The 11,506-nt window shown below is 40.6% G+C and carries 12 protein-coding genes and 1 riboswitch; of the genes, 9 read left to right on the top strand and 3 right to left on the bottom strand.

From position 1 onward, the window contains the following. On the top strand, positions 1-185 hold a 185-nt coding region (locus tag WB217_RS06080; RefSeq protein ID WP_423991626.1), incomplete at its 5' end, for an ATP-binding protein. Positions 186-219: 34 nt separating this feature from the next. On the opposite strand, the gene WB217_RS06075 is transcribed toward WB217_RS06080, so the two are convergent. Next, a complete protein-coding gene (locus tag WB217_RS06075) occupies positions 220-783 on the bottom strand; it encodes a GNAT family N-acetyltransferase (RefSeq protein ID WP_423991624.1) in 564 nt (187 codons plus the stop codon). 114 nt (positions 784-897) lie between these two features. On the opposite strand from WB217_RS06075, the gene WB217_RS06070 reads away from it, so the two are divergent. After that, positions 898-2,172 carry a dicarboxylate/amino acid:cation symporter gene (locus WB217_RS06070; protein ID WP_423991622.1) on the top strand — a complete coding sequence of 425 codons (1,275 nt, stop codon included), beginning with the start codon at positions 898-900 and terminating at the stop codon, positions 2,170-2,172. A gap of 178 nt (positions 2,173-2,350) precedes the next feature. On the opposite strand, the gene WB217_RS06065 is transcribed toward WB217_RS06070, so the two are convergent. Further along, positions 2,351-3,484, bottom strand: coding sequence for a histidine kinase N-terminal domain-containing protein (locus tag WB217_RS06065; RefSeq protein WP_423991620.1), 1,134 nt, complete (start codon positions 3,482-3,484; stop codon positions 2,351-2,353). 273 nt (positions 3,485-3,757) lie between these two features. Next, positions 3,758-3,864, top strand: a riboswitch (TPP riboswitch). A 106-nt stretch (positions 3,865-3,970) separates the two neighbouring features. Between WB217_RS06065 and thiT the strand changes: the two genes are divergently transcribed. The 5 genes from thiT to WB217_RS06040 all read left to right on the top strand — a co-directional run bounded on the left by thiT (position 3,971) and on the right by WB217_RS06040 (position 8,034). Continuing rightward, complete coding sequence (gene thiT / locus WB217_RS06060; protein WP_423991618.1) at positions 3,971-4,570, top strand: energy-coupled thiamine transporter ThiT; 600 nt, start codon at positions 3,971-3,973, stop codon at positions 4,568-4,570. A 329-nt stretch (positions 4,571-4,899) separates the two neighbouring features. Beyond that, positions 4,900-5,124, top strand: coding sequence for a FeoA family protein (locus WB217_RS06055; RefSeq protein WP_335430147.1), 225 nt, complete (start codon positions 4,900-4,902; stop codon positions 5,122-5,124). Continuing rightward, on the top strand, positions 5,124-7,133 hold the full coding sequence (gene feoB / locus WB217_RS06050; RefSeq protein ID WP_423991615.1) for a ferrous iron transport protein B: 2,010 nt from the start codon (positions 5,124-5,126) through the stop codon (positions 7,131-7,133). Before WB217_RS06055 ends, feoB begins: the two co-directional genes overlap by 1 nt. A 16-nt stretch (positions 7,134-7,149) precedes the next feature. After that, a complete protein-coding gene (locus WB217_RS06045; RefSeq protein WP_423991613.1) occupies positions 7,150-7,311 on the top strand; it encodes a FeoB-associated Cys-rich membrane protein in 162 nt (53 codons plus the stop codon). 264 nt (positions 7,312-7,575) lie between these two features. After that, the gene (locus WB217_RS06040) at positions 7,576-8,034 is read left to right on the top strand and encodes a helix-turn-helix transcriptional regulator (RefSeq protein ID WP_423991611.1); all 459 of its coding nucleotides are present in this window, start codon (positions 7,576-7,578) and stop codon (positions 8,032-8,034) included. A 48-nt stretch (positions 8,035-8,082) separates the two neighbouring features. On the opposite strand, the gene WB217_RS06035 is transcribed toward WB217_RS06040, so the two are convergent. Beyond that, positions 8,083-8,601: a universal stress protein gene (locus WB217_RS06035; RefSeq protein ID WP_423991609.1), complete on the bottom strand. Its 519-nt coding sequence runs from the start codon at positions 8,599-8,601 to the stop codon at positions 8,083-8,085. 192 nt (positions 8,602-8,793) lie between these two features. Here WB217_RS06035 and WB217_RS06030 point away from each other — a divergent pair, with 192 nt between their 5' ends. Further along, positions 8,794-8,985 carry a hypothetical protein gene (locus tag WB217_RS06030; RefSeq protein ID WP_423991608.1) on the top strand — a complete coding sequence of 64 codons (192 nt, stop codon included), beginning with the start codon at positions 8,794-8,796 and terminating at the stop codon, positions 8,983-8,985. A 313-nt stretch (positions 8,986-9,298) separates the two neighbouring features. Beyond that, positions 9,299-11,506: transglycosylase domain-containing protein (locus WB217_RS06025; RefSeq protein ID WP_423991606.1), on the top strand; the 2,208-nt coding region annotated here is incomplete at its 3' end.

The raw sequence follows: 11,506 nt of genomic DNA, 5'->3' as shown, positions 1-11,506 counted from the left end.
GTGGGAAGGGCATACAGCCTGAGCATTTGGACAAGCTTGGCAAGCCGTTTTTTACAACGAAAGAAAATGGAAACGGGCTTGGATTGATGATCTGCTATAAAATCGTTGAAGAACATGGCGGAAAGATTACGGTAGATTCCAATTGTAAAGGGACAACTTTCCTTCTGCATCTGCCTGTGACTTAAATTCACCTGAAAGTAAGTATGCGTTTAACTGGCGTCACTGGATTGATCTGCCCAATTGTTGCTGCCACTCCCTTGTTAAAAGTCCATATACAATCAAATCATGAAACCTCCCATTGAGGTACTCGCCATCACGTATAATCCCCTCCTTTATAAACCCCAACTTTTCGGGGATTGCCTGGCTTTTATAATTGGTTCTTCCACACCTTACCTCAATCCGGTTAAGACCCAGCTCTAAAAAGGCAAAGCTGAGGACTGCCTGGATTGCCCTTGTTATGATTCCCTTTCCCTGCATTTTTTCAATAAGGTAATATCCAATGCATGCCTGTGAGTTAAACCAGTCTACACCGTGCAGGCTAATGCTTCCTACAAGGATTTCTCTGTGCCTGATGGCTAAATGAAAGCCGCTTTTCTCATGGAATTGTTTTTTCCACAACTTGATAATTGTATGAAATTGTTCAGCAGAATGCATATTGTCTACCCATGGAAGCCAAGTCCGCAAATATTCTCTGTTAGAATCAACCAGCCAAAAAAGCTCGTCGGCTTGATATTCCGGGAAGATGTGCAACTTAATTTCACCATCTACTATTAAAGAAAACATTTCACTGCCTCCTTTTGGTACAATCCTCCATTTTACCTGCAGGTGTTTAATCTCGTTCATTCAGGGAATAAACCCTTACATAGTTTTTTACACTTTTTATCTGGGAGGAAAAATATGAAGCTAACAACAAAGATATTAATCGGTCTTGGTCTAGGTGCTCTGACCGGATTAATTCTCAACATCTTTTCACCAGAGCTGTTCTCAGTTTTGGATAAATTTTTATTTACGCCGCTAGGCAAGATTTTCATAAATTTGATTAGCATGCTTGTTGTGCCGATTGTCTTATTCTCCATCATTTTGGGAACAGCTGGGTTAGGCGATCCTAAAAAACTCGGCAGGATTGGTTTGAAAACAGTTTCTTACTTCCTTGTAACTACAGCAATTGCGATTGTGATTGGTATTTCCTTATCTTATCTTATTAAGCCTGGCTTAATGGGAGAGTTTGATACAAGTGGAGCAGAATTTAAGGCTGAAAAGGCGCCATCGGTCAGCGACACCTTCTTAAATCTTATTCCGACAAATCCGTTTGAAGCATTAACTTCTGGAAATATGCTTCAAGTCATCGTATTTGCTTTATTCATAGGATTAGCTTTAACAGCGCTTGGCAATAAAACTAAAGGGATACTAAATCTTGTCGAGCAAGGTAATGAGATCATGATGTATTTAGTAGGGCTGGTCATGAAATTTGCTCCCTATGGAACATTTGGCTTGATTGCAACAGCAATTGGCAGCCAGGGAATCGGTGCAATTAAAGCGATGGGCGTATATATGCTAGTCGTGCTACTCGCTTTAATTATCCATGCTCTATTAACTTATGGATCAAGTGTATATTTCCTTGCGCGTAAAAACCCTTTCTGGTTCTTCAAAGGTTTCTCTCCAGCAATGGGTGTAGCTTTTAGTACCTCTAGCAGTAATGCCACCTTGCCAGTTTCGATGGAAACGGCTCAAAAGAATCTTCGTGTTCCAGAATCAGTCAGCAGCTTTGTACAGCCTCTCGGTGCGACGATCAATATGGATGGAACAGCAATCATGCAGGGGGTTGCCACAATCTTTATTGCTCAGGTGTATGGAGTTGACCTTACACTTGCTGAACTTGGAACGGTTGTCATAACCGCGGTCCTTGCAAGTATTGGAACAGCGGGTGTTCCTGGAGTTGGATTGATCATGCTTGCAATGGTTCTGCAGTCTGTCGGATTGCCTGTTGAAGGTATTGGGTTGATTCTCGGAATTGACCGCCTGCTTGATATGGCGCGTACAGCTGTCAACATTACAGGTGACGCAGCATGTGCTGTGATAGTTGCTGAATCAGAAAAAAAGCATGCTGTTAAGACGGAGAAAAGCAGAGTTAAAAGTTTGAAAGAAAACCGTTCATTAGAGTATACAGAATAACATCTAAAAGCCCAAAGCCCGTCACTTCTAAATGAAGGACGGGCTTTTTTTGAATGGCTTTGCTTATGACTAGTGTTGACTTTTGGGACTCTGTAGCGGAAATCAACAGACAAATTCACAAAGCATTAGATATTTATTTCTATGATTGGACTTCACTGTCATTTACGCCTGTACAAAATCACAAGTTTTCATTACGCGTGAGGGGCAGCAAAATGATAAATGACGTTTTGTCAGGTTCTGATGAACAGGCAAGAATCCCTTTATGCTTTTCGATGATTTCCCTGCAGACGAACAAACCCAGGCCAGTTCCTAGGGTTTTCGTCGTTACAAATGGTTCGAATATCGTCTTAAGTAAATTGTCAGGGATGACAGGGCCATTATTGGCGATCTCTAATTTTATATGGGTGTCGTTTACGAAAAATCCCTTTATTTCAATCTTTGGATCTTCTCGGTATTGGCTTAATACATCAATGGCATTAAAGATAATATTGATGAGAACCTGTCTGATTTCATCCGCGTATCCAAACAAGTCCATGTCGTCTGCGACTTCCTTGTGAATCCTCACATTCGTATCAAGGATACTTGGATAAAGGAAATTTAATACTTCATCGATCATCTTGTTCAAGGAGAATAGATTTTTCTCTTTTCCAATCAGTTCTTTTTTCGATAAAAGTAGAAATTGGGAAATGCGGAAATTCAATTGCTCTAATTCACTAGAAATAATATCCAGATACTTCATTTCGGGATGATCTGATTTTAAAAGCTGGATAAATCCCTGAATCGAAGTTAATGGGTTTCGGAATTCATGAATAAAACTCGAGGTCATTTGTCCAAGCAATGTCAATCTGTCCTTATGTGTTGAATCAATGAATTCGTTTTTTTCCTCGATGATTTTATTTTTTTGTTCATTATAATAGGATACGGCGTAATAAAGAAAAGTATCAAAGCAGTAGTTGATTCTATTAATAGTGCCTTGAAGTTCCTCCCATTCCACATTCAGTTTGTGCAAATGCTTGTAAATGACAGAACGCCCGGAGTTCACGTTATATACAAAATCTCCAATATTGATATCAGAGCGTACTCGTTCCTCCCCTACAGTAAAGGCTATTTTTTGAAGATGTTCATCAAGCTCTTCATTCGTTTTTGTAAAGACCGCGATGATAATTGCGTACATCTCTTCAGCGTTCTTATTTATTTTTTGCTTATATGGATCGTCTTCAGATACGATTAAATTTTCATTCCATTCGGCAATCAGAATTTCTTTTTCACTAGTCAGGAAGCTAAGCAATCGGTTTTGTGTTATTGGCAGCATTTTTTTAAGTCCCCCAGTTAAACTTTTCCGTTTCTAAAACATTCGTTGAAAAATCGCAAAACCCTTTGTCGAATATTAAGAAGATGCGGAGAAACGCGTCGAACAGGCAAAAACGTGACAAAAGACCGAGTTTTTTATCATATGAAAGAGAGTTTTGTCTGTGTAAATATTCGACATTAACGCACTGGTTTACCTGGTTTGACTGAATTTAACTAAAAGATTTTACTTGTTATTAACAATGAGAAATAGTATATTCATAGGTGAGAAATTAAATATGACCACAAGGGGAGCTGCAAATTGCAGCTGAGAGTGAGCGGCCGAGTTCTTACCCTTTGAACCTGTTAGTTAATGCTAGCGTAGGAATGTGGATGCGATAGGAAAGCAATCTTGGGTATCCTACATCGATCCCTGATTGCTTTTTTTGTTTCTGAAGCAGAAAAGGCGTGTTGAAAACGGACCTCATTCTGAAAAGAAGGAGGAACAATGATGAAACAAAAACAAACTTTATTTTTAGTGGAAGTTGCAGTATTTTCCGCTCTGGCTTATTTGCTGGATTTATTCTCAGGATTTTTATTTTCAAGGATTTGGCCACAAGGCGGATCGGTATCAATTGCGATGGTACCTGTTTTCCTAATGGCATTCCGCTGGGGAGTTAAGGGCGGAGTTCTTACGGGATTTTTATTTGGACTTTTACAATTTATTCTTGGAATGTCACAAATTTATCATCCGGTACAAGGAATACTTGATTATCTCGTTGCCTTTGCTTTGCTGGGATTGGCAGGAATTTTCGCTTCTCAAGTAAAAGCCAGCATGCAAGAGGGGAACAAGAAAAAATGGATGGCTCTTGTCATAGCAGGTACCTTTATTGGCAGTGCGCTTCGATTTATTGCGCATTTCCTTTCCGGGTGGATTTTCTTCGGAAGCTATGCACCTGAAGGACAGTCAGCATGGCTATATTCCTTTATTTATAATGGCACTTATATGCTCCCAAGCATGATTTTAAGTGCGATTGTTGTCATTCTTGTAATTAGTGCAGCACCGTCAAGAATGGTTCAATTTGCAAATGTAAGTAAAAAAACAATGTAAAAAGTGAGGAGAGCTGGAAAGCTCTTCTTTTTTGTATTTATTAATATACCCGTTAAGGTATATAATCGTTTTAGGACGAAATTTAACGGCTGTTAAAAAATAGTGTCAATCATGTGGAGATTTCACTAAAAACATCAATTAAAGATTTTTTTGTGATTTATGTCACAGTTGTAATTCCTTCATATTGATTAAATAAAGATAATCATTCTCAATTAAATGTTATTTATCATTCCACTTGAACATTTTTAGTGTTAAAATTGAATAATAAAGAGAATCATTCTCAATTATATTATAATTAAACTTTCAATCTACAAAAAAAGGTGATGGCGATGCTGGGAAAACTTAAGGCTGGTGAAAAAGGCCGGATCTTGAATATTGCTGGTGCTGACAAATTTGTCAGGAGAAGATTACTGGATTTAGGAATTGCGGAGGGTGCTGAAGTATGCGTGAAGTGCATCTTGCCCTTTGGCGGTCCAGTGATGGTCGAGTCCTGCGGCCAATGCATCGGAATCCGCAGGAAAGAAGCACATAGAATCGAAGTGGAGCGAGTATGATGAACATTGCGCTTATTGGGAATCCCAATACAGGCAAAACTTCACTATTTAATAATTTAACAGGTTCATATGAATATGTTGGCAATTGGAGCGGTGTAACCGTTGAGAAAAAAATAGGTATATTTAAAAATAGCAAAGATCAGCTGATTGATCTTCCAGGTGTCTACACACTTAATCCGCTCTCAAAGGATGAAGGAGTCGTCACGAATTTTTTTCTGAACGAACACATTCAAAAATTGCTTAATATTCTTGATGCTTCTCAGTTAAGACGAAATCTCCACCTAACCCTCCAGCTTATGGAATATGGCGCTCCTGTCATTATTGGTTTGAATATGCTGGATGTCGCTAAAAACCGCGGCATAAAAATTGATATTGATAAACTTTCTGAAGCCCTGGGTGTGACAGTAGCTCCAGTAGTGGCAAGGACCGGCAAAGGCTGCGATGAGCTCGCTGAAATGGTGACAGGTGAATTTGTCAGAAGCGGAAAGGCAAACCTCGTATACTATGGAAAAGCCATCGAGGATGGAATCCTTAAGATGGGTACCATGTTGGACGGGCGGACAAATCTTCCTGTACGCTGGCTGGCACTTCAGCTTTTCGAAGGTAACCCGTATGTGAAAAGTTATCTGGAAAATGAGCTGGCTTTGGAAGGGTTAGATGCCCTTATCGAATCTGTTTCAGCCTCCCATGCAAGTATTTCAGGTGACAGGCATGCACTTGATCAAGTCATTCATCGAAAACGAAGTGAAACAATAGATAAGATTGTATCGGCTTCAAGCTCAAAATCGGATCATCAAAAAGTTCCGTTAACCGAGAAGGTTGATATGGTTGTAACGAATAAATTTCTGGGGATTCCAATTTTCTTATTCTTGATGTATGTCATGTTCATGCTAACCTTTGATTGGCTGGGCTTCCCGCTGTCAGATGCTTTGGATGGACTTTTATCAGGCCCAGTAACATCAGGAATCACAGCTGCACTAGCTGCGGCAGGCGCTGCACCTTTCATCAAGGACCTAATTCTAGATGGTATTGTTGCGGGTGTAGGAGGAGTACTTGTATTTGTCCCGCAAATCTTCATTTTATTTTTCTTTATATCGCTGCTTGAAGACTCAGGGTATATGGCCCGTGTAGCACTTGTAATGGATCGCCTGATGGAATCAGTAGGATTGAATGGAAAAGCCTTTATTCCTATGATGATAGGATTTGGCTGCAATGTACCTGGAATTATGGCAGCAAGGACAATTGAGACTCCGAAGGAAAGATTGATGACGATCCTTTTGACGCCATTGATGTCCTGTTCAGCCCGTCTGCCTGTATATGCCTTGTTCGTGGGGGCATTTTTCGTAGAGCAAAAGGCATTGGTCGTATTAAGTTTGTATGTTTTAGGTGTCGTGGTCGCACTCATACTCGCTAAGGTGTTTTCAAAAACACTGTTAAAGGGTGAAACATCTGTGTTTGTCATCGAATTGCCGCCTTACCGCCTGCCCCAGGCACGAGCGCTTTGGAGAAGCACATGGGATAAGGGGAAGGGGTTCGTGAAAAAGGCTGGTACCTTCATCTTTGCAGGCTCTGTCCTTATCTGGCTGCTGGCCTATGCAGGTCCTGATGGCTTGAATGTCAGTATGGATGGCAGCTATTTGGCCGCAATTGGCAGCATTTTTGCACCGTTATTTGCACCAATCGGCTTTGGAACCTGGCAAGCAAGCGCGTCCTTGATTACAGGCTTCCTTGCAAAAGAATCCATCATTTCGTCAATGAATATCATATATTTCGTTCCAGATGAAGCAAGCTTGCAAGGCTTGCTGGCTGTCCATTATACTCCGCTGGCAGCATACAGTTTCATGGTTTTCATCCTGCTGTATATTCCTTGCCTGGCAACAACAGCTACCATCTACAAGGAAACTGGTTCGAAGAAATGGACAGCCTTTTCAATCGGCTATGCACTCTTTATCGCTTATCTATTATCATTAGCCATTTACCAAGGCGGCAAGCTAATAGGACTTAGCTAAGAAGGGGGTAACAAAAGTGTTAGTGAACATTTTAATCGGTGGAGCAATTTTTGGTTACGCCGGCTGGGCCTTCTACCGCTTCATTCAAAAATCAAAAGAAGGCAAATGCGCCGCATGCTCAATTCAAAGTTCATGCACCAGCAATTGTAGCGTCGTGCCTGAAAAAAAAGCAAAATAATCAATCCGGAATGCGTATCAACGCATTCCTTTTTTATAGGCATTGTTAATGCACATTCTTGATAATCGCGTAGGGTAAGGTGCGTAAATACACAGACGAGTTTAACAGTGACATGAGTAAAGTAAATCTACTACCTTGGAATTAAAACCATTAAAGGTATAACAGGTGCAATAAAAAATACTTTTCAATTTCAGTAAAAAGTATTTTGATATTCCACAAATCAAGTGTAATATTACACTAAAAGAACATAAGGGAATGAAGCTGATGACGAGAGATGAAATCATCGATAGGGTTTCTGAAAAAGTAAGGGTGCTTCGAGCGGAAGTTGGCTATACCCAGGATAAAATGGCTGAGATCATTGGCCTTTCTAAAAAAACATTAGTCCAAATTGAAAAGGGCAGGGCTCAGGCTGGCTGGTCAACAGTCGTAACAATTTGCGCATTGTTCAGGGAGACAGAGACAATCCAGTTTTTATTTGGCAATGAGCCATTAGAAGTTCTGGAAACGATTGCGCATGAGGGCACAGATTATCGGAAGGAAAAAACACTTGGCGGTAAAGTTTGGTGGCGGGAAGTTGAACGGTCTGACGGTTTTGTTATGCAGCAAAACATAATCAGCCAGCATTTCAGAATTTTAGATCAAGATGATTTCCGTATTTTCAGCAGTTTTGAGGAACAGGAAACAAAAGAACGGCTGATGGAACTTTCTTCAGAACTTAAATGAAATTGGTGAAAAAGCCGGATGACTACGCATCCGGCTTTTTAGTATAAGTTATTTTGCGATCATTACATGGCAAGGAGCATTATTGGCAACCTTCTGGCTGACACCGCCTAACAGCTTGCGTTTAAGTCCTCCGATTCCTGATTGGCCGATGATGACCAAATCAGCGTTTACCTCATTTGCATAGTCACAGATGCTATCAGCAGGATTTCCTTCAAGAACCGAATAGTTTGTATCTATATTAAGTGAAGTAAGCTCTGCTTTAGCATTGTTAAACACTTGTTCGGAGCTATTGGTAATAATCGCATGCTCTGATTTGTCAATCGAACCCTGTTCAAATGCAAGAGGCGGAACCTGAATGCCATCTGCCGGAAAATTGTTGATAGGCAGGGGTTCAATTGGCCGTTCAGCAGACTCCACTGTCTCCGTTCTCAATTTCTCCTCAAAAACATGGGCAATAAATAATTGAACACTCGAGAGCTTTCCAGTCAGTTCCTTTGCCAGTTGCAAAGCTTTTTTGCTGCCAGGTGAATCATCATAAGCGAGCAGCACTCTCTTTATTTCTGCCATATTAATCACCCTCCAAAAATTATTAGCTTTTTACTGTTTAATACCCTTTTTAAAAGAAAAGAAGCAATCCAATCTAAAATATCAACAATACCCTTAAAAACTTTCAAATACTGGCGAATTATGTAATAACATATTTGTAGATTTCTGTTTCATTAACTATTGATAAATTAACAGGGAAGAGAGGTGGCCAGAATGGTTTTTGATACTCAAAAGCCTATTCATCCGACAATAAGGAAATGTCTCCAGCATCTTGATGTCATAAAAGCGGACGATAAGACGAAACAACTCGTTTATATGTATATGGAAACACTTCTTCGTGAACGGGATAGCGAATTGGCTGTTCAGCAGATAAGCGAAGAAGAAATTCAGCTTCAGAGCCAATAGGAAACCAATCGACTTGTTTGATCGATTGGTTTTTTTATGTCCATATTTTTAGGTAGCGGGATAGAAATTATGGCGGGCTTTCTATGAAACTGCTCTTCTTAAGGAGCTAGCACAGCTTAAAACACCCTACACTCCACTAAAAAGCTTACCCATTGAGCCTTTTTTCGCTGATATTAGGCAATATGTGTTAATTCCTTTCAAAACTGGGTAAAAGATAGTGTCATATTTCTAAACTATTTTTTAAAGGTTGGGGTGCTCAGTGAGCAAAAATTCAATAGCAACAAGTTTTCTTAGAGGCTGGAAACGACTACATATGAATCAGGTGCTAGTTTTGTCCGTTTCGACAGCTGTATTGGCTTTTTTAAGCTTTTTTCATGTTTTTTCAGAGGGTGCTGATATCAGTGCCTTAAATGATGACTTGGCTCAGCCTACGATCATCTATGATTCGAATGGAGAAGTGGCAAGTAAGATCTCGGCATTAAAAAATGAAGGGATTAAGATTGATGAAGTTCCTGACCATGTAAAAAATGCTGTAGTCGCAATTGAAGATCACCGCTTTTATGAGCATGATGGAGTAGACCTTGTTGGTATTTCAAGAGCGTTTGTCAAAAATGTAAAAGCTGGTTCAGTTGTGGAAGGCGGCAGTACGATCACTCAGCAGTTAACAAAAAATGCTTTATTGTCTACCGAAAAGACGTATAAACGAAAGCTTGAGGAGTTTTTCCTTGCGAGGGAAATTGAGAAGCAATATTCAAAAGATGAAATCATGCAAATGTACTTAAACCGCATTTATTTTGGAAATGGTTCATGGGGGATAAAGCGAGCAGCAATGGGTTATTTCGGTAAAGATGTAAAGGACTTAAGCATCAGCGAAGCAGCCACGATTGCAGGTTTAATCAAGGCCCCATCGTCTCTGGACCCTTATAAAAACTATGATAAGGCAATGGAAAGAAGAGATGTGGTGCTTCAGATGATGAAGACCAATGGATTCATAACCGACGATGAATACAAGAAGGCAGTGGCTGAGAAGGTTGTGCTGAACGAAGATGGCGGAGATCCGTTGCGCGGCCAATATCCTTATTACTTAGATCACGTCATAGATGAAGCAATTTCAAAATATGGTCTTACACAGGAGGAAATTTTAACTGGGGGGCTTCAAATATATACTGAGCTGGATGTAACAATGCAATCAGCTGTAGAAGCTACTTATGCGAAGGATGAAATTTTCCCTAAAGGGACTGATAACCAAATCGTCCAAAGCGGCGCTACTTTAGTCGATCCTAAATCAGGTGGTATCCGTGCCCTGGTTGGCGGCCGAGGTGAACATGTATTCCGTGGGTACAATCGAGCAACCCAATTAAAAGCTCAGCCTGGTTCGGCAATGAAACCTCTGGCAGTATATGCCCCGGCAATTGAAGAAGGCTGGGAAGTAACGGATATGCTTAAAGATGAAGAATTAGATTTACAAGACTATAAACCTGAAAACTATAATGGTGAATATAAAGGCGAAGTGCCAATGTATGAAGCATTAAAGGATTCACTGAACGTTCCTGCTGTATGGCTGTTGAATGAAATAGGCATCGTTAAAGGAATGGAGTCGGTTAAAAAGTTTGGCATCACCCTTGACCCACAAAAGGACCGTCAGCTTGGACTCGCGCTGGGCGGACTGTCTACTGGAGTCTCACCAGTAGACATGGCAGAAGCGTATTCAGCATTTGCAAATTCAGGAGAACGTCATGAAGCGCATGCCATTACGAAAATAACAGACAAAGACGGCAATACAATCGCTGAATGGAAAGGAAAGAAAAGCCAGCCGATTTCTAAAGAGACAGCCCAGAAAATGACGACAATGCTGTTAGGAGTCGTTGAAGAAGGAACTGGTAAAGGTGCAAAAATTCCAGGTCGTGAATTAGCAGGGAAAACAGGTTCTACTCAAGTGCCTATTGATGGCATAAATGGTACAAAGGATCAATGGTTTGTTGGTTATACACCACAGCTAGTAGGAGCTGTATGGGTTGGATATGACAAAACCGATAAAGATCATTTCTTAACAACAACAAGCAGCGAAGGAGCAGCGCTTGTTTTCAAAGACTTTATGTCTGAAGCTTTAAAAGATAGCGAGGCAGTCTCATTCAATGTCCCTGACATTTCAAAGTATGTAGAGGAACAGAAAAAGGCGAAGCGCGCAAAAACAGTAAAAGAACTTGAAGAGAGAATGAAGAAAGAATCTCAGAAGCTAAAGAAGCAGTGGGAACAAGCGAAAGAAAAGGTAAAAGGAAAGAAAGAAGATAATTCTGAAACTGAAGATAAGAAAAAAGAAACAACCACTGACACCACCCAAACGGGAGGCAGTGAAGGTGGAGACGATAGTGGCAATACAGGAGATACCGGTGGTGGAACTGGAGGAACAGGTGACACAGGCGGAGATACCGGTGGAGACACAGGAGGAACAGGTGACACAGGCGGAGATACTGGTGGAGACACAGGAGGAACAGGTGACACAGGCGGAGATACCGGTGGA

The sequence above is a fragment of the Mesobacillus sp. genome, from assembly GCF_049588175.1.
Classification (GTDB): Bacteria; Bacillota; Bacilli; order Bacillales; family Cytobacillaceae; genus Mesobacillus.
The sequence above is the reverse complement of the archived record's forward strand: the minus strand, read 5'-3'. Positions and strand labels throughout refer to the sequence as shown.